Source organism: Streptomyces sp. SD31 (assembly GCF_052068475.1).
Classification (GTDB): domain Bacteria; phylum Actinomycetota; class Actinomycetes; order Streptomycetales; family Streptomycetaceae; genus Streptomyces.
This window is the reverse complement of record NZ_JBQHCX010000011.1, coordinates 257340-280651: the sequence shown is the minus strand read 5'-3', so window position 1 is coordinate 280651 and position 23312 is coordinate 257340. Positions and strand designations below refer to the sequence as shown.

The following is a 23312-nucleotide window of genomic DNA, read 5'->3' as shown; positions in this document are numbered from 1 at the left end:
CGGGCCCTGGACAGCCGCGGCCGCGAACACCCCCAGTACAGCCACGGCGGACCCTGGCGATAACCCCGTGACGGGGGCCCCACGGTGGGTATGGCCGTTGGGCTGACGCACTGTCATTCCACGAGAGTTCTGGGGGACTTGTGGACGACTTACCGCCGTCACCCGCCCAGGCGCCGCGCCATCTGCTGGCCGACCCGGTGTTCGTCCGGGCCCTGCGCGAGCGGGACTTCACCACGGTCTTCGCCATGGCCCACGACGTGGGGATCTCCTTCAACCGGATCGCGGAGGCGTGTGCGCTCAAATCCGATCGTGTCAGCCAGATCGCCCGGGGCACCGCAGCTGTCACCGCGCTGGCAACTGTCGAGAGAATCGCCGGCGGACTGCGCATTCCCGGTGCCCTACTGGGGCTCGCTGCGCAACCCTGGGAGGACACCGCCGCCCACAGCACGGAGTCCCACCATGGAGAAGATGATCCGATGAAGCGCCGCAACCTGCTGCGCGGCGCACTGGCCGCCGGCCTCACCGCCCCGGCTCTCGCCGCCCTCACCGCCGCCCGGACCGACGTCGACCAGACCCTCTCCCCCGACATGCCCCAGGACTTGGCCCATCTGGAGGCCGCTGCCGAGAGCTACGGGTACGGCTACCACGGACAGCAGCCCACCCGCGTCCTGGCCGACCTGGTCACCGACTTCACAACCCTGCGCCCGCTGCTCACCGTCCCTCAGCCCGCACCGGTCCGGGCTCGGCTGTGCCGCACGGCCGGGCAGATGGCCGGGATGACCGCGATCGTCTTACACGACCTGGGCAGCCGCCGGGAGTCCCGTTCCTGGTTCGCCACGGCCGCCCGGGCCGCCGCCGAATCCGGCGACGACCAGCTGCACGCCTGGGTCCTCGCCCGCGAGGCGATGGTCCCGCTCAACTACGGCGCCCCGAAGGCGGCGGCCGGCCTCGCCGAACGGGCCCGTCACGTCGCCGGGCACCGGCCCACCGCCGCGGCGACCCTGGCGGCCGCCGTCGCCGCCCGCGCCTACACCCTCAACCACCAGAGCGAGCAGGCCCGCGCCGCGCTCGCCGCAGCCGACGCCCTCATGGACCGACTCCCCGAAAGCGAACGGTCGGACACCTGGCTCACGTACGGCGAGCAGAAGCACCACGTCCACCTCAGCCACGCCTTCACCACGCTCGGGGACACCCGCCTCGCCCACGTCAGCCAGGGGCGCGCCCTGGAGCTGTCCGCGCCGACCAGCACCATGACGCGCACCCTGCTGAACATCGACGCCGCCGCCTGCTCCCATCACGACGGCGACACCGAGCAGGCGTGCCGTCGTACCGTCGCCGCCCTGACAGCGCTGCCCGTCGACTACCGCACCGGCCTGGTCCGCCGCCGTGCCCTGGACCTGTACGAGGCCATCCCTGCTCAACACCACCGCGAGCGCGCTGTACGGGAACTACGCGACGTCGTGGCCAGCTGACAACGAACGCGCCGTCCCGACAGCCCAAGCGGCGGGCCTGTGGGGCATTGCAGGCCAATCTCTGCGGGGACGCGCATCCCACCATGGGGCGGACACTTCCCAGCGGGTGACAGGCGCCACCTGGGGCGCGCCCCGGTGCTCGCCGTGCACAGTGAACACCGTCGCCCATGACCGGGGATCGCGGTGCATGGCGAAAGCCTTACGGCCGGCGTCCACGGGGTCACTGGCCTCCAAGTCGATCTCCCAGCGCACGAGGAAGGAAGTCACGCCCCCGCACGGAGTCAAGCGTCGGCCAAGACAGGCGGCGCCTGCACCGGCGGCATGTCGAAAGTCTGCTTGCGGACTTGGGGGACCGCGAGTAGCGCGACGTAATGCTGGTGGCCTCCGAAGGCCAGCATCTCGCGGACCGCGACGATGTCCCTTTCACTGCGCTCAGCCATCAGCGCCTCAATCAGCCATGTCGCGTCCGTGTCGCTGAGCTGCAGCGCGATGGGTGAGATGAACCAGGCGGGACCGACCCGTGCCACTGCGGTCAGGAGTTGGTAGGCGTCCGCGTCTTGCTTTGACTCCCGCAGCGCAGCCACGATGGCGACCAGTGCGCCGGGCGAGCGGTTCGCTGCGATCGCGCTCAACAGCGCGTAGGCGTAAGCATCCCCGTTGTGGTGGGAGCGCAGCTCGGCCAGAAGGTCACAGAGATGGGATGGGGTTCCCTTGGTGCCTGCGACGTCCAGCAGCTCGTGGGCCAGCTCCCAGTCCTTCTCGCCGTCATCGGAGAGGAGCAAGACCGTCATCATCCCAACGAAGAGATCCGCCGGCGCTTCGAGAGCGAAGGAGACGAACGAAGATCCGTGCTCCTTCATCGCCCGCACCTGCGCCAGGATCCGCTGCGTCAACGCCTCAGCGTCTGGCTGGTCGGCTGAATCACCGGTCTCGGCTATGGCGGCTGAGTTGTCCAATGGATCGTCCTGGTGCAACTCGCAGGCAAGCTGGTCGAGACGCCGGGCACCGTCTTCCAAGTGCCGGGAGGCTTTGGCCAGCGCGTCATCGATGTCGTCCGCTGCTGTCTCGTAGTCCTCGCCTTCGGATGCCGAGGGGCTCGAAACCGTCAGTGGTGGGGAGTTATCCGGTTGTCCAGTGCCCTGACGCAGCCGCTCGAGTTCGTCCTTGAGGATGCGGATCTGCCCGGCTGCCTCTTCGGCCAGCCGGTCGGCCTTGCTGCGTTCCTCCCGGGCGCGGTCGAGTTCGGCTTTCGCGGACCGCCGCTGCTCTTCACTCCGCGCCAGCTTCTGACGCACCTCTGCCAACTGTTGAGGACGGTGTTCGCGCTCCCGAAGCCTGTCGCGCTCAGCTTGCATGGTGGTGATGTCGCGCTGGAGCTTGTCAACCATGGTCAACAGCACAATGACCAGCTGATGACTTCTGGAACGCTCACGATCCAGCTCCATGGCCCGCTCCCACGCCCGCATCAGCTTGTCCTGCAGGGCCAGTGAACGCCGCTGCACGGCGACCAGCTCGTTCGCCAGCGCAGCCGGGTCCGGCTTCCCCCTGGAGGTCTTCGCCGGCCGGGTGGGGTCTTTGCGCGAGGCGAGAGCTCGGGCTTCGGTGAGCATCCGCTCCCGGAGCGCGGCATCATCACCGGAGCAGATATCAGCGATCGCCTGGACGAACTCATTGTCCAGACGCACCCCGGCAAGCCGCTCGCCGATGGTGGAACGGCCAGGTATACGCCCGCTGCTGAAGTGCTCAGGCGTCAGCTGCGCCACGACGTCATCGATACGCAGCTGCGCAGTGTCCAGCCAGCCCCGCAGCAGACTCGCCAGGGCATCGGCCTGCTCCGTGGGACCCTTGAGATCACCCCACGGCTTGGTACGCCGCTTTAAGTCACCCAACCCGCTTCTCCATCCGTCCTGGCGCTGTCCGGCCCTGTCCGGCCCATCGGCCAGACAACTGGAACGGTCCTTCCAGCGCGGTGCAAGGTGTGCAACACCGCATGACACAAGCCCCCCCACTACCAGGGACACACGCCGTGTTCGCACGCACGTTTGGGAGACCCTACCGATGCCCGATCTTCTCCGGCACGCCCTCCACGAGATCATCCACGGACTCGTGACCGAGCTGCCCGCACAACTCGCCACAACAGCCATCGCAGCCCTCACCGCCGGCGCTCTACGCGCCCGACGCCGTCGCCGAATGACGAACCGGACCAAGCCCTCGCCCCCACCCAACAACTCTTAACTCCTGGGACACCACGGCCACTCGGCAGGGGCCAACAGGAAAGCCGCACCTCGGGGCGCCACGCGGGTGCGCAGCGCGAGACCTTCCCGCACGTGCCCGAGGGGTAAGCCCGGCCAGGCTGCACATCCGGCGGGGCACCGCGTGGCCCGTACGTTGCCGTACAAGGCCGGTCAGACTCGGTGTCTCTGCGGGCAGCTTCGGAAGTTTCCGTTCTCCGAGGGGAGAACGGGGAGGGGTCGACCGTCGAGTAGGTGAAGGCGCCACCTACGCGCCACTGAAACCCGACGGAGACCAACTCACATGACGTCGTCCTTGGACTGGGCCGGGCTTGTTTCGGCTGCAACGGCCACCGCGCAGGCGGCGGTCGTCATGGTGCAGGTGTACTGGGACCGGCGGCAACGCGGTACCAGGACGACGGAGCACGAAGAGTGCCGCCGCATGCCCCACCACGGCAAGGCCTCCCTGCCCGACACTCGTATGGTCCGCGTACAGGTCAGCGTCGCAGCCCACGCCCGTACGTCGGTCACGCTGGTCGTCCTCGTGGACGGCGGAGCCGACGGTGTGGACCCGATTTCGCTGCCTGCGAAGGGATACCGCCCGTGGTAGCGGGTGAAGCTGCAGCGGAGTCCTCCGTCCCCGCGGAGGGGCAGCCCTCCGCGGGGGCGGAGGTAGACCTGGCCAAGAGGCTGCTGGACTACTACGACACGTTCCTGGCGCAGGAAACGCGGTTCCTGCACAACACGTGCAACGGCGAGCTCTCGGAACAGGCCTGCGAGGACGTCGCCCAGGAAGCGTTCATGAGGGTGGCGAGGAAGGTCGCAGCCGCACAACTGGGACCCGGCGTGAAAATCGGGGCCTATCTGCGCACGACCCCATGGCATCTGGCAGTCGACACGCTGCGCGCCCAGAAGCGGACCGAGCTGATGGATGACACCGCGCTGGTGGCGGCGTCCAACCCGCGGAGTGAGGACGTCGATCTGCTGAAGGAGCTGGTCCGGCCCGCGATCGAGGCTATGCCGCCGCTCAGCAGGCGCCGCACGGTCGTCCAGCTGCAGAGCCAGGGTCTCGACGACACACAGATCTCCGCGGCCCTGGGCATAACCCCGGACCGGATCCACCGGGACCGGTACGCAGCCGTCAGCGAGTTGCGTAGCAAGCTGGGCAAATTCATCCGGGATGGGCACCGCAAGAAGACACGACGCTCGAAGAAGGACAGGTGAGGGTTGTGCGCCGCTTCACTGGCAGCGGCGGCCGCCCGACGCCGGCGGTACCGGCCGAGCTGCTGACAATCATGGACAAGCTCGTCGGGCCCCCCGACGTCTGGGATCGTCCCGACGGCGACTTCGGCCCCCTGAGCGACCTGTACGAGCTGGACGTCGAGGCGCGCCAGGAGGCGAACTCGTTGTACCGGCTCGGCTCCAAGGCTCTGGGCCGCGACGAGCTGTCCACGGCCGCCGACTGGCTGGGATCGGCGGCCGCCGCCGGCCATCCAGGCGCGCTGTTCCGGCTCGCTCTGGTCGCGCTCCGCTCCGGTAAGGACTGGAAAGACAACGCGTGGTTCCTCATCGCCGAAGCCGCTCGACACGGGCACGGTGACGCCCAGCGGCTTCTCGCCGCGTCCGCTGGCCGCCGCTCCCCTCTCACTGGCCGCGCCCCGCTGATCGAGGACACTTCATTCTTCGAAGAGGTGCGTCTCCTGCTCGGAGTTCCCCTCCCCCTTCTCCAGCCGGCCCCACCCGGTGCCTCGCCAGCTCCCGGTCGGCGGCCCAATACGCCAGACAGCTGCCACACGACGGACACGGACAGCCCAACGGCCGCGCCCGGGCCCGTCGTCGCCGCGCCCACCCGTTACGAGCCCGTACCGCACCCGGACAACACACCAAACCGGAAGCGGGCGCACCTGACCGTGCTGCCCGGGGGCCTGACCCCGTAGGTGCCGGGCATGTAGCCGTCGACAAGCTCGCCGCCCTCGGACTGGACTGGGCAGAGGCATAGGGCGCGGCCGCGGATTCCGCTGGAGACGCGCACCCCGCTGGCAGTGCGTTCGGTACAACGGGAAGTCCTGTTTCTGTTGGGGGGTTGGGAATGACCGCGAGCGAAGCGCCCAAGCGTGCCTTGGGGTACGAGAAGATGGCTCTCATCTGGGCGAAGAAGGCTCAGGAGGGGCAGGCAGGCGCAGCGGAGTTGGCGCAGACGTTCGCCGCACTGGCGATGTCTGCACGGATGGAACACATGCAGTGGCGCCTGCGGGTCCACGGTGATCAGCTCGAAGACGTGAAGAAGTCGATGGACATGCTCCGCCGCAAGCTGCCCGAACGCGCTGTTTCCTGGACCTGCGCCAGCCTCCGAACGCGTAGGCCCGCGGGCTGGTCGCCAGGGGAGGCTACCGACGCCGGTATGACGGAATCAGACGTATGACCCAAGGGTGGAGGCCACCCGTTTGGCCGCTTAGGCTCCTGTCGCACTGTCAGACTTCCGAGATGGAACACCCGGTGGGTGTGGGTGTGGGCGGCGGGGGCGGCGAGACGGGGTAGGTGTGAGGGACCACGGCGTCCCGCGTGCACGCGCGGCGACGGAGGACCTGCCAGACGGGCGACAGTACGACGACGGGCCGGACGAGCAGCGACGGGGCGACGGGTCGGTACGTGCGGTGCCGCGGCACGTGGCCTGCGTGATGGACGGCAACGGCCGCTGGGCACAGCGGCGTTCGCTTCCCCGCACGGCGGGTCATCGGGCTGCCGAGACCACCGTGATCGACATCATCGAGGCGGCCCGGGCCGCCGGTGTCGAGTGGCTCAGCCTGTACGCCTTCTCCACCGAGAACTGGAACCGTCCTGGCACCGAGGTCGACTACTTGATGCGCCTGGTCCGCCGGGTCGTGCGCAAGCACGCACCGCTGCTGCTCGCCCGCGGCATCCGCTGCCGCTTCCTCGGAGTCGCCGACCCGCGTATCCCTCGTGAACTGACCCAGGACTTCGAGGATCTGGCGACGCTGACTGCCGACAACCGGGGGATGACGCTGACCGTGGCCTTCGACCACGGCGGGCGCCGGGACATCGTGGAGGCCGCAAGGTCGCTGATCCGCTGCAAGACGCCCGCTGATGAGGTGACCGAGCGGCTCTTCGCGGACCACCTGCCGTTCCCCGACACCCCCGATGTGGATCTGGTCATCCGCACCTCCGGCGAGCAGCGCATCTCCAACTTCATGCTCTGGCAGGTCGCCTACGCCGAGTGGGTCTTCCCCGAGGTGCTCTGGCCGGACTTCCGGGCCCCCGACTTCCTGGCCTGCCTGCACACCTACCGGCGCCGCGACCGCCGCTTCGGCGGCGTGCCGCCCCGGACGAACGGAGACCCATCATGACCACAGGAACCACAGGAACGGCCGACGAGGCGCCCCTGTTCGGGCCGGAATCGCAGTTCAGCGCCTTCTTCGACGACCCGCGCTGGGCGCTGGCCATGATCCGTGCCACTGTGCTGGAGGCCGCTCACCCGCAGATCGGCGCCGCCCTGGTCGACAACTCCACCTTCGTTGCCCACCCCTGGCGCCGGCTGCGTAACACCTTCCTCAGTATGCGGCGTATGTTCGACAGCGACCCGGTGGTACGCGAACGGGAGGCCGCCCGGCTCAACCGGCTGCACGCGCGCATGAGCGGCTCCGACTCCCGCGGCCGCGCCTACGACGCGATGGACCGGGCAACCCGGGCCTGGGTGGTCGCCACCCTCTTCGAGAGCGCCGTCACCATGTGCCGGCTCAGCGGCCAGCCGCTCGACCAGGACACGATGGAGCGGATGTACGCCGAGTACCGCACGTTCCTCGCCGCGCTCGACGGCGACGCCGCAGAACTTCCCGAGGACCTGAACGACTTCTGGCCGTACTTCGACCGGGTCGTCGAAAACGAGCTGGAGAACACCGAGGCGGCCCGCGTCATCCTCTACCGGCTCTTCGACCACCTGCCCGCCCCGGCCCTGCTCGACGGCGCGCCGACGCTGTGGGCGGCCGGCCGCGCCGTCGCCGGTCCGCTTCTCGGCGCGATCACCGTCGCCTCGCTCCCCGAGCCCTACCGGCGCCGGGCCGGCCTGCCGGAGATGCCCGGCGCCCCGACCCTGATGCAGGGCGCATACCTCGCCGCCGGACTCGCCCGCTTCCTGCCCGAGGGCTGGATCAACGCCGAAAGCATCATCGAAACCCTCTCCCTATCGCCCGACAGCGACGACCCCCGCGCCCGGACCGTCGCCGCCCTGGCCGCCCGCATGAAACGGGCATCGGCCCTGCTCCGCCTCCTCACACCGCTAGGCGGCACCGACCCCGACCCGGCACCTTCCGCGGGCACAGGGGAGGGCCGACGCTCGGCGAAGGAGTTCTTCAGCCGAGTGCTGGACCAGACCGGCGACGGCCACCTCGACTGGCCCGACCTCGCCGCCATGGCCCGCGAACTCTCCACCCGCCTCGACCTGGACGAACCCGAAGAGAGTCGGCTCTACGACGCCTTCGCCGCCTGGTGGCGCGAGCTCCAGGCCGCCCTCGACACAGACGGCGACGGCCGCGTCAGCGCCGACGAGTACGCCGCAGCCGTCCCCACCCTCGCCGGACCCGCGCTCATCCGCGTCGCCGAGGTCCTCTTCGACGCCACCGACAAGGACCGCAGCGGGACCATCGACGCCGACGAATACCGCGCCCTCTTCCGCACCGCCTTCCACCGCGACCTCACCACCACCGACGGCGCCTGCGGCCGGAGTGCCTTCGTCGGCGACTTCCTCTCCTTCATGTCGGGCCGGCGCACGAGCACCCCGTACGACCCCCTCCTCGCCGACGCCTGACGAACTCGCGCCCGTTGGGCTCGCACCACCAACACCAACGAGTGATCAAGCGACGGGTGTTGACGCTCGTCGACGCTGAACGGCGCCGCTCTGCCTGGAGGCCTCTAGTAGTGCTTCGTTAGGTTCTGGTTCTGCTGGTTTTGAGGGGGCGACCGCGGGTGCTGCAGGTGCCGGTCCAGCACCTCAGCAGGTCTTGGAGTGCGTCGAGGGTCTGGTAGAGGCTCGGGTCGGTGCCTCGACTTTTGGGTCGAGCCTGCGGAGGGTGAGGAATGCCTGCGCGGCGGTGACGAGGGTGACGTGGTGGTGCCAGCCGCGCCAGGTCCGGCCTTCGAAGTGGTCGAGTCCCAGGCCGTGTTTGAGCTCGCGGTAGTCATGTTCGATCCGCCAGCGCATCTTCGCCCACCGCACCAGGTCAGCAGTTGGTGTGGTAGGCGGCAGGTTCGATATCCAGTAGTCCGTCGGGGCGTCCTGGCCGTCCGGCCATTCGACCAGGAGGCTCTGGGTGGGCAGGACGCCGTCCCACCGGCTGCGGCCCCCGCCAGATTCCTGAGCGGCGGCCAGGGACTGTTTGCCCGCGGGCCGCACCGTCAGCACCGCGAACCGTGAGGTCATCGCGCCCTTGCTGCCCTGCCGCCAGGTCACTTCGGAGAATCGCTCCGCACCCGCCTCCGCCGCGAGGGTGCCGTCGGCCCGGTCGATCACGACCATCAGCCGCGGAACGCCGTCGAGGTCGCCGTCGAGGTCGATACGGCGCTTCAGCTCGGAGGCGAGGCCGACCAGGGCGTCGTGGATGCCAGCGACGTTGCCGCGGTGCGTCACCGTCGGCGGGTTCCTCGCCCACAGGTGGGAGATGCGGGTGGTGTCGAGGACCAGGGCGTGGGCGCCCTGGTGGAGGAACTGGGCGGTGAGGGTGCGCAGGATGGTCGTGCCGCCGCCGGTGCCGCTGCAGACCAGGATGGGTCAACCGACGGAATTCGTTGAACTGCTGAAACGCGACCTCCGGGAGGCAACCGTCCCGTGAAGGAGTGCGGAGTTTCCCGGTGAACCACGGTACGCCGGTGCCGTGTGACTGAGCGCGCTCCTTGGTTCTGACCGCGCTTGCGTGCCGCCGCGTAGAGCAGTTACCTGAGGGACTCGAACGGGTTCGAGAACGAGGTCAGGTCGCTCACGCGGACCAGGCTGAGCTCACTGGGCTCGACCTCGAAGGCTGACAGGACCACTTCAGTGCTCTCGACGCATCCCCGTGCGACCCAGCAACTGTTGACGCTGTTGCGCCAGAGCTCGAACGTCATGGGATTCCCGTCTGTGGTGATGGTGACGGGTTCGGAGGCCGGCAAACCGGACAGGGGTTCCTCGCCAAGGTGGCAGTACATCCCGAAAGCCCGTACCAGAGCTTCGCCGGCCTCTGCGTTTCCGGAGGAGGCGCTCAAGACCGTGATGTGCGCGACCTGGGGATCGAAGTACGGAGAGCCGAACCACAGGGACACATGGACGTCGCCGGTGACTTGGTCGTAGCCGTGCCCCATGACCTGCCGTGATTCCGGCCAGCTGGCGTCGACGGCGAAGATGCTGAAGCCTTCTGTCGAGAGGCCTTGATCGTTCATGGGATCCCCCGCGTGCTCGTCCGTGATCAGGCATTCTGCCACCGCAAGAGAAGCAGCGGGCGGCTTGGGGCTGGGGCTGGTCGGTGCACGCCCGCACCGGTCTCCTTCCAGGTTGGACGATGAGAGCCTGTTACCCAGCAGATCGGCCGACTGCTCCTGGACACCGCGACGGCATCCTCCTGGGCAGCTGGGCGGCGCACTGGGTCGGCGAGATCACCGAGACCGTCGACGACCGCGACGATCCTGCCAAGCGCGCACGGTTCACCAGGTAGGTGGAGAGCTTCGTCCGAGCTGTCCATGGCCACGCTCGGCAGCGTGATCACCCTCCACCACGACCGAGGAGGCCGCCGGGCTTTGGCGCTGGCCACCGAGTTCGCGTTCCAAGAGCCCCCAAGATCCCCGAGCCGGTCCCGGGTTCCCAGTCTGGGAACCCGGGGCGGCGCGAGCGCCGACGAATGACCTTTCGCAGCGAAGGTTGAGTGATTCTCTGAGGCTGAGCACGATAGGTGTCGTATTTGCACGACAACTGTCGTCATCCGCGTCCGGCCTCCTGGTGCAGGTGCTTTGGGGCCAGCCTCCGCGGGTCGCCGAGAAGCGGCGTTGTCGGTGGGCTCTGCCAGGGTGTGCGTCGTGGATGAATTGGTGGAGCGTGTCGACGGTCGAGATCGCGTGCTGGGGGTGGTCAGCCGTCGGGAGGCCATCCGGGAGGGTTGGCTGCATCGGGTCGCCGTGACGGTGTGTCGTGATGATCGTGGCCGGATTCTCGTCCACCGGCGGTCGGAGCAGGTGTCGCGCTTCCCCGGGCTCTATGAGGTCGAGGTCGGTGGCGCCGCAAATGTCGGCGAGTCCTATGAACAGGCCGCCGCGCGGGAGCTGGCCGAAGAGATGGGCATTCGTGCGCTGCCGCGCCTGCTGTTCACGTTCATCAACCGCAGCGGTTTGAGCCCTCACTGGCTCGGCGTGCACGAAGCCGTGGTGCCGGACGCCGTGGTCCCCGATCCCGATGACGTCGCCTGGCATGGCTGGCTGACCGAGCCGGAGCTCGACTCGGCTTTGCTGGAGTGGCGCTTCACCCCCGACAGCCACGAAGCCTTCAGCCGGTATCTCGCGTTCCGGAGCACGCAGTCCTGACCTCTCCCGCCTCTCGGGCTGGGATGCCTGCTTGCGGCCAACGCGCCTTGTGAGAGCGGCTGATCGCCATGGCCGAACTCCCGGCGATCGCCGGCGCAGACCGCGCGACCGCACACCGCTACTTCGACGACTTCGCCCTCCGCCGACTTCCCGCCGCGCTCGCCACGGCCCGTCAGGACACCGTCACGGCGGCCATGGCACCGCTGGCCGAGATGTTCGCCGACGCCGGCGGCATGGTCCAGCTGAGCCGTGAGCAGGCTCGCGGCCGGGCCGGCGACTTCGAGATCATCGAGTACATCCTGCGTGCTCAGCCCGGAGGCGTGCCCGGCACCTGGGGCCATCACTTCGACGACTACCTCGAACTCTTCGCCCGAGCCCTGATCCGCACCGCCCTGTCCCGCCTGTGCCGCCCCGGAGGCACCTTCTACTTCTCCAACATCGCGACCCCGAACCCGTACGCCGCCCTGATGACCCACATCGGCCGCTGGAACCTCGTCGAACGCACCCCGCCGACATCGAGGCCGACGTTCGAGCCGCCGCGCCGCCGGGAACCGTCGCCGGACTGGACATCACTGCCGATGCCACTGGCCTGGCGCTGTTCGCGACGGTGCGGCGCGCGGACGAGCCGGGGTGGTCCCGGCAGTCGGCTTGGTGTTCGTCGCCGACGCAGCCTCGATCGTCAGTCGAGGCCTTCGATGATGCGGAAGTCGCGCTCGAAGCCGTCGGGGAGTTCGGCCAGCGCCTTCTGGTAGGCCGCACTCTCGTATGCGGCGACCGCCTGTTCGAAGCTGTCGAACTCGATCAGGACAACGCGCTCGACGATTCCGGCTTCGTGTGCGACGACCCGGCTGCCGATGCTGGCGAGCACCCGCCCGCCTGCGGCCTTGACGGCCAGACCGGCCAGTTCATTGTAGGCAGCAAGCCTCTCAGGGTCTGTGATGGTGGGGTAGACGCTGACCCAGTAGCCCTTGGCCACAGTTACCTCCTGTGTTCGGAATTGATGCTCAGAAGCTTGCTCAGATCCATGGCCGGCGCGCTGTAGGTCAGCGAGCCGACGGAGACGGCGTCGAAGTCGGACGGCTTCGATCAACCGGCTGGGGCTGCGGTCGGAGCCGGTCGAGTCGATGACCGGCCTCGCCGGAAGGGCGGCGGCCTGAACTGGAACGAAGAGGAGCCGACAAGTAGGGAGGAGTCGCACCAGTACGGCGTGATCGGCCATCAACCCTGAGCCCCTGCCACAGATGCCGCCAGAACTGGCCGGGCTCTCACCGGAGCAGTTGGACCTGCTGCGCACCGGCACCCTCGCCTTGAGCGCGCGGGCCTCATCGCATGACCCTGCGCACGATCGCTGCCTGGCCGCCGACTCGGATCCGGTGTCCCGTGCGGTCGCGGTGGACGGTCGCTGTGATGGTGGACGGGCTGCCGAGGTGGTCACCCATATCGACAGCGAGGCGGTGTGTGCCGAACTCGGCAGCATGCGCTGCCAGGCAGGCCGTGCTGTTGGCGTTGGCGATGTCCTCGGGGACGCCGATCGACGGGGCGAACATCCGGGCTGCTGCTCGGCCGTGTCGGTCCGGGGGCGAGTAGGCGTAGCAGCCCAGCAGACCGTAGCGGTCACAGGCTGCGCGTAACAGGGTTGAGTCCGGCGTGAGTTCGGCCAGTGCGGCGCGGGATCGGATGGGCAGCAGAAGCCTCGGCCGCCCGTTCGACGCCACGCAGGCGTCGCCGGCGACCGCGTCCTCCGTCAGTCCGAGGCCGCCTGCGACTGCCCTCAGTTCGGGTCCACCGGCGCTACGCAGGCTGACCGGGCCCGGGTCGAACGACGCCGTCAGGCCGTCATCGTTTCGGCTTGCCCGACCGTCGAAGCTGCGGTGGGCCGTACGCAGGACGGCACGGTAGTCGTGGTCGCCGCCTTCCCGTTCGGCGAGCACGGCGAGGGCGGCGACGGTGCCGTGTCCGCAGGCGGGCAATTCGTCCTGGGCGGTGAAGAACCGCAGTGTGTACGCGGGCTGACGACGCTCGATTCCGGTCGCGCGGAGGAAGACGGCGTGCGATGTTCCCAACTCCGTGGGAATGCGGCATCGCTCCTCGTCGGTGAACGGCGCGTCATCCAGAACGGCGGTCGGGCTGCCACCCGCGCCGTCTCGCTGACACGCGTCGACGACCGCTACCTCGGACATGGCACCGGGCCGGTGGTCAGCAGCATGGTCAGGTCCAGTGCGGGCGCGCTGTGCGTCAACGCCCCGACCGAGATGAGGTCGACGCCCGTCCCGGCGATGGCGGGAACTGTGTCCAGGCGGATGGTGCCCGAGGCCTCCAGCAGGATCCGGGAAGCGTCGGCCCGCCCGGCCCGGACCTTCACGACCTGCTCGATGTCGGCCACCGGCATGTTGTCGAGCATGATCCAGCGGGCTCCGGCGTCGAGGGCCTCGACGGCCTGGGTGACGGTCTGCACCTCGACATCGCTCTCCACGGTCTGCCCGGTGCGCGCCATCCCGCGCCTGACCGCCTCGATCGCGGCGGTCACCCCGCCCGCCGCGGCGATGTGGTTCTCCTTGAGCAGGACCATCGCCGCGAGATCGAGGCGGTGGTTGTGGCCGCCGCCGGCGGTGACCGCGTACTTGTCCAGGGCGCGCAGGCCCGGCGCCGTCTTGCGCGTGTCCAGAATGCGCGCCCTGGTCCCTGCCACAGCTTGGACGTAGCGGTCGGTCAGCGTCGCGATGCCGCACATGCGCTGCAGGAAGTTCAGCGCCGTACGCTCCCCGGTGATCAGGCTGCGCGCCGAACCGGACAGGTGCACCAGGACTTGGCCGTCGGCCAGTCGGGCGCCGTCGGCGACGGCCGGCTCGACCTTGACCTCGGGGTCGACCTGCGCGAAGACCTCGGCGACCACGGGGAGGCCGGCGGCGATGCCGCTTTGCCGGGTGCGGATCTCGGCCGTGGCCGCCAGGTCCTCGGGAACGCTCCACTCGGTGGTGATGTCCCTCCCTGACGCGTCCTCGGCCAGGGCGGCAGCGGCGGCGGCCCGTGCTGCCGCCGAGGGAAACTCAGTCGTGGTCATCTGGTCTCCAGCTCTGAGTGGACGTTGGCTTGGGGGCGGCAACCGCTGACGAGGCAGCACTGCCGTTCCGCTGGGCCGGTTTGCAGGACCTGGTGGATCCTGTACTCGATCTCCCGCGTGCCGGTCACCCGTCCCCCCGCCACGAACAGGTTCCGGGTGAGCCGTCCGTGCGACTCGGCGCCGACGTCGGACTCGGGGCACCTTGCGCATGTACCGGTCCTCCCGGCCGGTCTCGCCTCCGTCGACCCGGGCTTTCAGGAACGCCTCTCACCCAGGTCGTCAGGGCAGGTGCCACAACAGCCTCCTCCGTTTCGATTTCCGAAGCGGCCACCGATGCTAGCGTGTCGGAATTCGAAGCATCAATCCTGGAGAGCTGGACATCCCGACATGGCAACACCCAGACCTGGCAGTCCTGTTCGCGGCTCGACCACCGGCCGCCCCCTCATGGCCGCACTCGATCTGTTCGGGCGGCGGTGGAGTCTGCGCATCCTGTGGGAGCTTCGCGCGGGTCCGCTTGGATTCCGCCCCTTGCAGAAGCGGTGCGACGACATGTCCTCCAGCGTTATGCGGCAGCGCCTGACCGAACTGCTGGATGCCCAGGTGATTCACCAACTACCGGACAGCCGCTACGAGCTCACCCCGCTGGGACAGGAGGCGCGCCACGCCCTGAACCCCCTCGCCCACTGGGCGGAACGCTGGGCGGCCACGATCGACCCGCAGGGGTCGGACCACACCGACGGCCAGTCCGCCAGCCGCGTCTCACATCCGGACACCGTGGGCGACGGGGCGCCGGAGAGGGGCTCCGCGGACTGACGCCTCGGATCGGAGGCGGGGCGGGACCGCCGGGTCACGAGGTTGCCGTGCGACTCCAGGTCCTCCGGCTCGATCAAGTCTCGGGGTCGCACGTCGATCAACCAGGTCCCCGCCCGCGTGACCGCGAAGAAGTCCGGCGTGTGGCTGCGCCACTTCTCCGTCGTACGGAACCGGATACGCAGCGGCTGCGACAGCACCTCGACCAGGTCACTGGCGAAGTCCAAGGCCACGGGCAGCTGGTCCTCTTCGAGGCTCTCGAAACCGTGCAGGCGCCTCGTGGACACCAGTGACTCCAGACCCGGGCCTGTGCCGCTGCTCCCGCCGCCAGGTGAACCCCCGCATCGGCCCGCGGCTCGCCACCGGCACCTGCCCCAGGTGTCGGACCGGGCCCGTGATCTCGTCCCCGGCGTACTTCCACGTCGCCGTCCACCGGTCCGGCCAACCATCGGAGATGTCCAAGCCACCCCGCCCCGCGTCCAGCGCGACCGGGACCAGCAGGTCCGTCCACGTACAGCGGTGGGACCACAAAGGGCGCCGGGTATCGCTCATGCTCCCAGGGAAGCCGTACGGCTTCCCTGGGAGGGGCCATCTTCGAAGTTGACGACAACTTGCCTGCAAAGAGCGCGGATCACGTCAGGAACGATGCGAATTCGGCGACAGATGTCGCGCTCAGAGCTTCACGAAAGGCCAGGTCGGGACGGGAAGATGACGACACCTACCGTGCTCAGTCTCACTCCACACCCCTACGCGGGATCCTCACCCGGCGGCGGGTGCGTTTCTGCAGGTCAGCGCATTCCGTCGGTTGGCCACCATCAGCGAGCACGTCTCCACGGTCGTGAAACGACGGGATCAATCAGGACACTGGCGGCGCCTGCGGATCGACGTGCCGTCGTCGGTCGTACGGCTGTCGACGACACGGCTGTCGGGGTGCCTGCAAAAGGGACGTCTCGTCTCACCGGCCGACGGCAGGAGGTGATCGAGGTCATCAGGGAGTCCGTGCAGCGGCGTGGCTACCCGCCGTCGATGCGGGAGATCGGCCAGGCTGTCGGCCTGTCCAGCACGTCCTCGGTCGCACACCAGCTAATGGCACTGGAGCACAAGGGATTCCTCCGACGCGGCCTACGGCCCCCTCGTCCACGCGGCGCGATGAGTTGCGCACGATGCACCGCACTCCCCCACTCGATGGTGCGCACCGAGTGGACTCCGCTGTGCACCCGATGCGCACCACAGTGAGTTGCCGCCAACTTGAAGTCCCAGGTCAAAGGGCTGGTGTGATCGGCCTCTTGCTCAGGAACTGCTTCGCCGCCTCGATTGCTTCCCTGTTGAGCTCCTCGACGGAGACTCCCCAGTTCTCCTCCCATCCATCCAGGTTGAGAGCGCACGAGACCAGGGACTGCAGCTCTTCGGGGTAGCCGAGATCGTAGGCGGTGTCTGCCCAGATGAGGTGGGTGCCGGTGGCGGGGTCCAGGGTTCCGTCGGCTATCTGACCGGCGATCCAGTGGGCCATCGCCCACTCTGCGGCCCGAGGGTCGGCGGGCGGATGGAAGAGCAGTCCCAGTTCCTCCAGTACCCGGTCGAAGAGCGCTGGCGCTTCGGGTTCCTCGCTGCGGAGGAGGCCGGCCAATATGGCGAGGGAGGGACTCTCGACCTCGGCAATGAGTGCGTCAAGTCCTGCCTGGATGAGCCGGTCGGACCCGACGTGCCTACCGAATGCCCGCTCGCGCGCGATGTGGCTGAGCTGCTTGAGGGCGTCATCGCGGGTCATCAGAGTCTTCTCGGTCGGCGTCTTGAAAAAGAAGGCTCGCACATCCGCCGACGCTGCTGCATCGCGTTTCTCTTCGGCCCAACCGTGCTGACAGACGATCTTCTCTTCGGACTCCCGCCCGCGACCAGCACGAGTACCCAGAAGACCAATCACACCAGCCCTTTGACCTGGGAATTCAAGTTGGCGGCAACTCAGTGGCGTCCACTCCCCGACCGGTGCGCACGATGGCGTCCACTCCCACTCGGTGGTGCGCACCGTGATGCGGGAGTGGACGCCGCTCTGCGTCGCGCGCATCGGTTCTACGGACAGTGATGGTGCGGGAGGGAGAGATCTCCCCTCCGGACAAGCGCCACGCGGGCCACTGCGTGCCATCGCCGGGACGGTGGCGGGCGTGGTCAAGGGGAAACACGAAAACTCGTGGCTGGTCAAGGGTTGCGTTTCCCCAGCGGGGGTGGCCCATATGCCCGGTAGACGACCTGGACAAGGGGTGCGCATCGAGTGCACGGCATCCGATGTTCATCACCGTCCGTGTGCACCGGATGGAGCGGCAGGGAGTGGAGTTCACTCCCTGCCGCTCCATCGTGGTGCGCACCGCGCCAGGTTGCGAGTGCACAACATCGTCAGTGCGCGCGCCGGTGCGCACCATGAACTGCATCGTCACCACACGGTGGGCGATGAAGCGCACCGTCGACATCGGCTGCGCGCACCGAATGCCGGGTGTCCTGCACTCACCTCCGGAGGCGGCGCAGGCGCGCGAGCCGCCACGGGTTCGGCCGGCCACCGGGAAACTGCCGTGAACGGCGCCGGACCGGCGCCGGCGTAGGCGACGTGAACAGCGCCGTGCGTAGCCGGGACGCGTCCGCGAGCTGCTGGAGGTACTCCAGGCGCTCCGGCGACAGGTACGGCGGGGTCGGGGCAACCATCGGGGCCTCCGCGCTCAAAGGGGAACGGTCCCCCGCACCCTCCCCGCTCCCGGGTGGCCCCGGGGCCGGGCGCCAGTCGTCTCCCGGCGCCTGGCACGGTGACTTTGTCGTCGGTCCCGCCGGACGGTTCCCGGCCGTCACGGCTGGATGCCCTTGCCGGGACCGGGCTGCGGGTGCTGCTGCTCCTGCTCCTGGCGGCGCGGGTCGACCGGGTCGGCGGCCGGGTCCGGGAGCTCCCGGTCCTCGAGGGCGCGGCGGCGGGCGTCGGCTGCGCGGGGTGATGGCGGCGAGCCGCTCCAGGTTGGCCGGTGTGCGCATCCACGTCGCCGGGTCGGTCGTACGGCCCGCCAGGTACTCCTGCGGCATCGCGGCCTGCTGATGGGCCTGGACGGCGGCGGCCCGCTGCGCCGGGGTGAGCGCGGCGTCCCGCCCGGGGTGGTCGACGCCGTGCGGCGCCTCGGTGTGGCGGTCGGTGGGCGTGGCGGCCGGCGCGGTGCGAGCGGCGCGGATCGCGTTCCGCACGGCGAGGCTGGCGACCTTGGCCCGCTCGTAGCGGGTGGCGGCCCGCGGCGGCTTGCCGTCTACACCGACGCTCCACCAGCTGGTTCTGTAGGTGGGAGCCAGCAACGTTTGTCGACTGTTTCGGGTAGCACTTCGCGATCAGACGGCCGGGAAATGTCGATGAGAAGTGACAACGCTCGGGGGTGCTGAAGCTGAAGCTGGTGCGAAGAAGGCGGACGTGAAGCGAGCGCGGGCCACCTGGCTGGTTGAACAGAAGAGGTTGTGACACAGCGTCCGAAGCGGCCGTGTGGCTCAGGGGTGTAGTTCGGGCCAGTCGATGTCCCGGAGGATCTGGCGCCAGCCCTCGACGTCCCCGCTGTATCGCTTTCTGTCCCAGAACAGAGCCGGGACGCCATCGTCCACGACCAGAAGCCGTACCGACGTGCCTTGCCACACGCTTCTATGGCGCCAACCCCCGAACACCCGCTTCGCCAGACCCTTGCGCCCGGTGTAACAGCGCCTCACGTCGATGCTGTATCCGAGAGTGCCCTCGCCGGACTCAACGTCCCAGTCTCCGACGAAGTACTGCTTCTCGAACCGGTAGAGAACGTCCCTCTCGGATGACCAGGGCCGCAGTTCCTCTGCGGGTCCGCTCAGCCCATGCTCGATAACCACGAAGAACTCCTCGACGCGCGCCGCGTGTCGCTGCTGCCTGTTGAGTTCCTCGATGACCGGGGACAGGTCTCGGGCAGCCGCGGTCAAGACTTTCAGTGTCAGGCTGCGCTCGCGCGACATGCTTCTCCTCAGCAGGGCCAGTGGCCAACGTCAACGTGACTGTAGAGCGAGCCGCCCGACGTCGTCGACGCGGTTCTGAGGAACTCGCGACAGCCGAGGCGCTCTGCGCTCAAGTTGCGGCGGTGTCCTGTGCTCGGGCGGCCCGGGTGCGTGTGTTATCTGGGGGTGCGGGTGTGTTCGCCGAGGCCGAGCGAAGGTTCGCCTGTAAGGCATGTAAGGCAAGCGGTGGGAAGCGTTACGGTCGTAACGCTTCCTGGCTCTCCGACTACCTGGATGGCTGGCCTATCGCGCGGACCTCGGTCTTGGCCCATGACAGTGCTCAGCGTCCCGGCTGCAGCCGTCGTCACAGTGGCAACTCGCATCCCAGCGCGCCGGTGACGAGCCGTTGGTCTAAGTGGTGCGGTGCGCTATCGCTTTACGCCCTCCAAGTCCACCACGCCGACGAGGGTTAGGTTGTCCAGGCTCGCGTTGCGCAGGTCCGCGTTGCGCAGGTCCGCGCCGAAAAGGTTTGTGCCGCGCAGGTCCGCGTGGCGCAGGTCCGCGCCGCGCAGGTCCGCTTCGTACAGGCTCGCGTTGCGCAGGTCCGCGTCGGCCAGGCTCGCGTCGCGCAGGTCCGCGCCGTCCAAGCCCACGCTGTCCGGGTTCGTGCTGTCCGAGTCCGCGCCGCGCAGGTCCGCGCCTTTCAGGTTCGCGCGGCGCAGGTTTGCGTTGCCCAGGTGCACGCCGCGTAGGTCCACGTCGTGGAGGTTGGCGTTGCGCAAGTTCGCGGCGCCTAGGTCTGCGCCGCGCAGGCCCGCGCGGCGCAGGTCCGCAGCGCCCAGTTCTGCCCGGCACAGGTTCGCGGCGGTCAGGTTCGCGCCTTTCAGGTTCGCGGCGGTCAGGTTCGCGCCTTTCAGGTTCGCGTCGCGCAGGTCCGCGCCGTTCAGGTTCGCGCTCTGCAGGTCTGCGGCGATCAGCTTCGCGCGGCGCACGTCCGCGTCGTGGAGGTTGGCGTTGCGCAGGTTCGCGGCGTCTAGGTCTGCGCCGCGCAGATCCGCGTAGCGCAGGGCCGCGTAGCGCAGGCCTGCGCGGCGCAGGGCCGCGCCGCGCAGGTTGGCGCCGGTCAGGTTGGCATCGTGGAGGTCGACGTGGGCGGCCCCGTCGCGGTCCTGGTTGCGGATGGCGAGTGCGGTGAGGACGGCCTGGATGTCGCTGCCCAGTTCTCTGCCGGGCGGAGGGTCTTTGGGTTTCGGTGCGTGGCTGCGGATGTAGGTGGACAGGACATTGACGATGGCCGGCTGGTCGCGGGGGGAGTCCTTCATGATGCGCTGCAGGGCATAGATGCCACCGAGGCGGACTTCGAGGGAGTCGTCGCCGATGTTGCCAACGGCGGCGTTGTACCGGTCGGTGACCTGTCCTTCGCGGGTGAGGGCTTGTTCGTTGTTGACCTGCTGGATGGACTGCCAGGTGAAGAACACCGCGGCGAGGGTGGCGAGCGCGGCGAGGGCGCTGACGGCTTGCTGGAGGCGGGTCCAGCGGTCTGTTGTGGGGGCTGGGTGGGGTGCGGCGGGCTGGGGCGTTCGGTGGTGTCGGCGTGGTGGGCGGGGGCCGAGCGGGGCGGCGGGGCGGCGGGCGGCGCGTCCGGAGCGGCGGGGCGGTGTGGCGGCCATGAAGACGTTGATACGGGCGGCAGGTCGCCAGTGCACCCCTGTTGCGAAGCTGTAGCACTGAGTGGCGAAGATCGGCCGTCGGCTCCGCCTGGCGATCCCACTCCTGCTCTCCCGCCGTGCGGCAGCGCTGCTGCCCGTGCCGGAGCCGGCGCCCAGCGGTACCTGACGGGCCCCGCTTCCTCGGAGCCGTTCACCCCTCCGCATACAGCTTCGAGGTGAGCGCGACGGCCTCGTAGCAGCCGGTGCGGCACATCGTGACTCACAAGGCCAACATGCCTCAACAGCCCCCGGATACCTGCGAGGCATATACGAGGCAAAGACACCTGCCTCACATGCCTTCTCCGAACTAAGAAGTTGATGTTCCGGTTGTCGACGACACGACTCGGACGCTGTGCCCCGATATGCCGAGTGGTGCCCGATACTCCCCGCATGTACACCAGGGCAGCCCTGCCACGTCTGCTTAGATCACCCGCATGACCCCAACTCTGGCCGTGGGTCAGCGTTTGACGCGGTTACGGATGGCCAGGACCGCCAAGCCCAGGAGGACGGGCTCGCTCACGCGGGACGCCATTTCGATGTAGGTGCCGGTGGTGGTCAGGTCCTGGCCGGAGGAGCGAAACACCACGGAGTTGAGCGTGACGTTCAGGGCCTTCTCGAAGCGCTCTCCGGTGAGCCGGTCACCCGTGGGGTTCTGGGGGTCAGATTTGTCGATCTTGAAGGTGACTTTGCCTCCGCCGGGCGGCACGGTGCCCGTCGCTTCCTGCTTCGGGGAGTCCTTCGGGACCCCGAAGCCCATCAGCAGCATGGTGGTGATGAGCATGGCGGCGACGAGCCAGCCCACGGCACGGGAGGCGCGCAGGCCGTAGCCGGACAGCAGCCAGTAGCCGTGTAGCAGTCCGCGTTCGGCGCGGGTGGTGCCGGTGCGGTCATGGCGGCGCATCTCCATCTCGCCGTAGTAAAAATCTGCCGCCCCCGGCTCGTTCTTGCTGTCCTCCAGCGACTTGCGTAGCTGCCGGTAGGCCACGGCGACGGTCTCCGGTCCAGGAATGTGGGCGCGGTCTGGGTGGTACGGACTGGCCTCCCATCCGCCGTTGGCGGGCTGCTGCCCTCGGGCGGCGGCGCGCCAGTGGTGTTCCTCAACCAGGGTGTGTCGTCGCGACCACCGCAGCGGCGCTGGTCCGCGACGGCGCCAGCCGGTCGGAGGCCTGGAGAAGGTGATGCGACCCTCCAGGCGGAGCTGGTCCAGATGTACAGCGCCGGTGAACCGGCACTCGGACAGATCCACGTCCGTCAGCGTCAGGTGCGCGGCGTCCACCCCGCTCAGGGTCATCACCCGAACTCTCTTGCCACGGTCCCCCAGCACATCCTCGCGCAGCTGGGCGTCTCCCCAAAATCGGCGGAAGGGGGCTTGTTCGGCGGCCAGACTGAGCGGGTACTCCAGCACCGCCCCGGCCAGGTGCACCTCGGCATAACGCAGCCGCAGCACGCCCGTGGACTGCCACCGAGCTCGCTCAAGCATCAGTGTGGGCGCGGCGATCTGCACCGTCACCGGCGCACCGAACACCACACCGTCCAGCGACACAGTACCGCCACATCGCAACGGTCCCAGTTGCGGCGCTGTCTCGAACCGGGCCCTGCTGAAGCTAGCGTCGCCTTGGACCAACACCTCGCATAACTGGACCTCATCGGCAAAAGTGACCTCCTTGAACCAGGCGTCGCCAGTGAAGGTCGACGAAAGGAAACTGGCCCGGCCAGCGAAGGTCGCTTCATGGAAATTGGCGCTGACGGCGAAAGTGACGCTTTCGAACTCGGCGCCGCCGGTAAAGGTCGCCGTGCCGAACCAGGCGTCGCCGGCGAACCTGGCCCCATGGAACCAAGCTTTGTCAGTAAAAGTCGTCCGATCAAACCTGGCGACGTTGGTGAAGATCGCCCCGTGAAACCAGGCTGTGTCCGTGAAGATCGCGCCGTCGAAGCGGGCTTCCCCGGCGAAGCGGACCTTTTCGAACCAGGCTGCGTCGGTGAAGATCGCGGCGTCGAAGCGGGCTTCCCCGGTGAACGTGACATGGTCGAACCTGGCACCGATAAAGGTTGCCTCGTCGAACCTCGCCGTGCCGATGACGATCTCCCTCGCGAGCCCGTTGAATGCGAGGGGACCGAGTAGCTCGCCCAGCAGGTGCCCGCTGAAGCGGGTGCCACGGTGGTCGAGGTCAGCGCCGGGGGTCAGCGTGGCGAGGTAGGCGGTGCGGTCGGTCTCGTCCAGGTGGGCCATGCAGACGGCGTGTCCGGGAACGCGGATGCCACGGCAGCCCACCGGGTCCTCCACTGTGGCGTCGTAGCCACAGTGCGGCCAGTCAGGCGGGGTTGGGGAGGGTGTGAGGCTCGGGTGTGACATACCCGAAGGACGTTCGCGCACGGCCGGACAGTTGCCGACCTCGCCTCCGAGGCCGCACTGAAATCTTCGGTGCGGTCCGACAAGACGCTCTGAACTGCGGAAACGCCGAAGTCAGGTAACACGCCTTCTCCGAACAACCGCCACAGAGGTTGG

The 23312-nt window shown here is 68.6% G+C and carries 22 protein-coding genes and 3 pseudogenes; 14 read left to right on the top strand and 11 right to left on the bottom strand.

Translation table 11 applies throughout. The features are described from left to right. The first annotated feature begins 140 nt into the window (after positions 1 to 140). Complete coding sequence (locus ACTMVF_RS24950; protein ID WP_441273327.1) at positions 141 to 1472, top strand: hypothetical protein; 1332 nt, start codon at positions 141 to 143, stop codon at positions 1470 to 1472. 281 nt (positions 1473 to 1753) lie between these two features. Here the strand turns inward: ACTMVF_RS24950 and ACTMVF_RS24945 are convergent, their stop codons facing one another. Then, on the bottom strand, positions 1754 to 3361 hold the full coding sequence (locus ACTMVF_RS24945) for a hypothetical protein (RefSeq protein ID WP_441273326.1): 1608 nt from the start codon (positions 3359 to 3361) through the stop codon (positions 1754 to 1756). Positions 3362 to 4007: 646 nt separating this feature from the next. Here ACTMVF_RS24945 and ACTMVF_RS24940 point away from each other — a divergent pair. The 6 genes from ACTMVF_RS24940 to ACTMVF_RS24915 all read left to right on the top strand — a co-directional run bounded on the left by ACTMVF_RS24940 (position 4008) and on the right by ACTMVF_RS24915 (position 8525). Next, complete coding sequence (locus ACTMVF_RS24940) at positions 4008 to 4313, top strand: hypothetical protein (RefSeq protein ID WP_441273325.1); 306 nt, start codon at positions 4008 to 4010, stop codon at positions 4311 to 4313. Beyond that, positions 4307 to 4927, top strand: coding sequence for an RNA polymerase sigma factor (locus ACTMVF_RS24935; RefSeq protein ID WP_441273324.1), 621 nt, complete (start codon positions 4307 to 4309; stop codon positions 4925 to 4927). Before ACTMVF_RS24940 ends, ACTMVF_RS24935 begins: the two co-directional genes overlap by 7 nt. Before the next feature lie 5 nt (positions 4928 to 4932). Further along, positions 4933 to 5640: a hypothetical protein gene (locus tag ACTMVF_RS24930; RefSeq protein ID WP_441273323.1), complete on the top strand. Its 708-nt coding sequence runs from the start codon at positions 4933 to 4935 to the stop codon at positions 5638 to 5640. A gap of 152 nt (positions 5641 to 5792) precedes the next feature. Next, positions 5793 to 6125 (top strand): hypothetical protein, encoded by a 333-nt coding sequence (locus ACTMVF_RS24925; RefSeq protein ID WP_441273322.1) that lies wholly within the window; start codon positions 5793 to 5795, stop codon positions 6123 to 6125. Between the two features lie 232 nt (positions 6126 to 6357). Next, entirely contained in the window at positions 6358 to 7068 is a 711-nt protein-coding gene (gene uppS, locus ACTMVF_RS24920; protein WP_441273362.1) for a polyprenyl diphosphate synthase, read from the top strand. After that, on the top strand, positions 7065 to 8525 hold the full coding sequence (locus ACTMVF_RS24915) for an oxygenase MpaB family protein (RefSeq protein WP_441273321.1): 1461 nt from the start codon (positions 7065 to 7067) through the stop codon (positions 8523 to 8525). Before uppS ends, ACTMVF_RS24915 begins: the two co-directional genes overlap by 4 nt. A 183-nt stretch (positions 8526 to 8708) precedes the next feature. Here the strand turns inward: ACTMVF_RS24915 and ACTMVF_RS24910 are convergent. Next, a pseudogene (locus tag ACTMVF_RS24910) lies at positions 8709 to 9203 on the bottom strand (transposase); the annotation flags it as partial. A 443-nt stretch (positions 9204 to 9646) separates the two neighbouring features. Beyond that, positions 9647 to 10129, bottom strand: a complete 483-nt coding sequence (locus tag ACTMVF_RS24905; RefSeq protein WP_441273320.1) for a hypothetical protein — start codon at positions 10127 to 10129, stop codon at positions 9647 to 9649. Between the two features lie 119 nt (positions 10130 to 10248). Here ACTMVF_RS24905 and ACTMVF_RS24900 point away from each other — a divergent pair, with 119 nt between their 5' ends. The 3 genes from ACTMVF_RS24900 (at position 10249) to ACTMVF_RS24890 (ending at position 12012) form a co-directional block, all read left to right on the top strand. Further along, positions 10249 to 10401, top strand: coding sequence for a hypothetical protein (locus ACTMVF_RS24900; protein WP_441273319.1), 153 nt, complete (start codon positions 10249 to 10251; stop codon positions 10399 to 10401). Between the two features lie 349 nt (positions 10402 to 10750). Beyond that, on the top strand, positions 10751 to 11260 hold the full coding sequence (locus ACTMVF_RS24895) for an NUDIX hydrolase (RefSeq protein WP_441273361.1): 510 nt from the start codon (positions 10751 to 10753) through the stop codon (positions 11258 to 11260). Positions 11261 to 11328: 68 nt separating this feature from the next. Further along, on the top strand, positions 11329 to 12012 hold the full coding sequence (locus tag ACTMVF_RS24890; protein ID WP_441273318.1) for a hypothetical protein: 684 nt from the start codon (positions 11329 to 11331) through the stop codon (positions 12010 to 12012). Here the strand turns inward: ACTMVF_RS24890 and ACTMVF_RS24885 are convergent. From ACTMVF_RS24885 to nadC, 3 genes are all read right to left on the bottom strand, one after another. Then, positions 11940 to 12236 carry a DUF1330 domain-containing protein gene (locus ACTMVF_RS24885; RefSeq protein WP_441273317.1) on the bottom strand — a complete coding sequence of 99 codons (297 nt, stop codon included), beginning with the start codon at positions 12234 to 12236 and terminating at the stop codon, positions 11940 to 11942. The two genes, ACTMVF_RS24890 and ACTMVF_RS24885, sit on opposite strands and share 73 nt — an antisense overlap. Before the next feature lie 346 nt (positions 12237 to 12582). Then, positions 12583 to 13440, bottom strand: a complete 858-nt coding sequence (locus ACTMVF_RS24880; protein WP_441273316.1) for a PhzF family phenazine biosynthesis protein — start codon at positions 13438 to 13440, stop codon at positions 12583 to 12585. After that, entirely contained in the window at positions 13428 to 14321 is an 894-nt protein-coding gene (nadC, locus tag ACTMVF_RS24875; protein WP_441273315.1) for a carboxylating nicotinate-nucleotide diphosphorylase, read from the bottom strand. The genes ACTMVF_RS24880 and nadC overlap by 13 nt, the downstream gene beginning before the upstream one ends. A gap of 333 nt (positions 14322 to 14654) precedes the next feature. Here nadC and ACTMVF_RS24870 point away from each other — a divergent pair, with 333 nt between their 5' ends. Continuing rightward, on the top strand, positions 14655 to 15134 hold the full coding sequence (locus ACTMVF_RS24870; protein ID WP_441273314.1) for a winged helix-turn-helix transcriptional regulator: 480 nt from the start codon (positions 14655 to 14657) through the stop codon (positions 15132 to 15134). Positions 15135 to 15986: 852 nt separating this feature from the next. Here ACTMVF_RS24870 and ACTMVF_RS24865 read toward each other — a convergent pair. Beyond that, positions 15987 to 16103: pseudogene (locus tag ACTMVF_RS24865) on the bottom strand (NrdR family transcriptional regulator); the annotation flags it as partial. Between ACTMVF_RS24865 and ACTMVF_RS24860 the strand changes: the two are divergent. Continuing rightward, positions 16062 to 16274: pseudogene (locus ACTMVF_RS24860) on the top strand (transcriptional repressor LexA); the annotation flags it as partial. The pseudogenes ACTMVF_RS24865 and ACTMVF_RS24860 sit on opposite strands and share 42 nt — an antisense overlap. A 118-nt stretch (positions 16275 to 16392) precedes the next feature. Here ACTMVF_RS24860 and ACTMVF_RS24855 read toward each other — a convergent pair. Further along, positions 16393 to 17052, bottom strand: coding sequence for a hypothetical protein (locus ACTMVF_RS24855; protein WP_441273313.1), 660 nt, complete (start codon positions 17050 to 17052; stop codon positions 16393 to 16395). 359 nt (positions 17053 to 17411) lie between these two features. Between ACTMVF_RS24855 and ACTMVF_RS24850 the strand changes: the two genes are divergently transcribed. Next, positions 17412 to 17696: a hypothetical protein gene (locus tag ACTMVF_RS24850; protein WP_441273312.1), complete on the top strand. Its 285-nt coding sequence runs from the start codon at positions 17412 to 17414 to the stop codon at positions 17694 to 17696. A 224-nt stretch (positions 17697 to 17920) separates the two neighbouring features. After that, positions 17921 to 18103, top strand: coding sequence for a hypothetical protein (locus tag ACTMVF_RS24845; RefSeq protein WP_441273311.1), 183 nt, complete (start codon positions 17921 to 17923; stop codon positions 18101 to 18103). Between the two features lie 532 nt (positions 18104 to 18635). Here ACTMVF_RS24845 and ACTMVF_RS24840 read toward each other — a convergent pair. The 3 genes from ACTMVF_RS24840 to ACTMVF_RS24830 all read right to left on the bottom strand — a co-directional run bounded on the left by ACTMVF_RS24840 (position 18636) and on the right by ACTMVF_RS24830 (position 23036). Then, positions 18636 to 19118 carry a hypothetical protein gene (locus ACTMVF_RS24840; protein WP_441273310.1) on the bottom strand — a complete coding sequence of 161 codons (483 nt, stop codon included), beginning with the start codon at positions 19116 to 19118 and terminating at the stop codon, positions 18636 to 18638. A 407-nt stretch (positions 19119 to 19525) separates the two neighbouring features. Next, positions 19526 to 20575 carry a pentapeptide repeat-containing protein gene (locus ACTMVF_RS24835; protein ID WP_441273309.1) on the bottom strand — a complete coding sequence of 350 codons (1050 nt, stop codon included), beginning with the start codon at positions 20573 to 20575 and terminating at the stop codon, positions 19526 to 19528. Between the two features lie 688 nt (positions 20576 to 21263). Then, entirely contained in the window at positions 21264 to 23036 is a 1773-nt protein-coding gene (locus ACTMVF_RS24830; protein ID WP_441273308.1) for a pentapeptide repeat-containing protein, read from the bottom strand. Positions 23037 to 23312: the final 276 nt, after the last annotated feature.

Excerpts from the sequence above, each read along its gene's own strand:
- nadC (WP_441273315.1), bottom strand. The coding sequence starts at position 14,321 with ATGACCACGACTGAGTTTCCCTCGGCGGCAGCACGGGCCGCCGCCGCT.
- ACTMVF_RS24890 (WP_441273318.1), top strand. The coding sequence starts at position 11,329 with ATGGCCGAACTCCCGGCGATCGCCGGCGCAGACCGCGCGACCGCACAC.
- ACTMVF_RS24850 (WP_441273312.1), top strand. The coding sequence starts at position 17,412 with ATGTTCATCACCGTCCGTGTGCACCGGATGGAGCGGCAGGGAGTGGAG.
- ACTMVF_RS24915 (WP_441273321.1), top strand. The coding sequence starts at position 7,065 with ATGACCACAGGAACCACAGGAACGGCCGACGAGGCGCCCCTGTTCGGG.
- ACTMVF_RS24830 (WP_441273308.1), bottom strand. The coding sequence starts at position 23,036 with ATGGCCCACCTGGACGAGACCGACCGCACCGCCTACCTCGCCACGCTG.
- ACTMVF_RS24880 (WP_441273316.1), bottom strand. The coding sequence starts at position 13,440 with ATGTCCGAGGTAGCGGTCGTCGACGCGTGTCAGCGAGACGGCGCGGGT.
- ACTMVF_RS24870 (WP_441273314.1), top strand. The coding sequence starts at position 14,655 with ATGCTAGCGTGTCGGAATTCGAAGCATCAATCCTGGAGAGCTGGACAT.
- ACTMVF_RS24900 (WP_441273319.1), top strand. The coding sequence starts at position 10,249 with ATGAGAGCCTGTTACCCAGCAGATCGGCCGACTGCTCCTGGACACCGC.
- ACTMVF_RS24840 (WP_441273310.1), bottom strand. The coding sequence starts at position 19,118 with ATGTCGCGCGAGCGCAGCCTGACACTGAAAGTCTTGACCGCGGCTGCC.
- ACTMVF_RS24940 (WP_441273325.1), top strand. The coding sequence starts at position 4,008 with ATGACGTCGTCCTTGGACTGGGCCGGGCTTGTTTCGGCTGCAACGGCC.
- ACTMVF_RS24905 (WP_441273320.1), bottom strand. The coding sequence starts at position 10,129 with ATGAACGATCAAGGCCTCTCGACAGAAGGCTTCAGCATCTTCGCCGTC.
- ACTMVF_RS24925 (WP_441273322.1), top strand. The coding sequence starts at position 5,793 with ATGACCGCGAGCGAAGCGCCCAAGCGTGCCTTGGGGTACGAGAAGATG.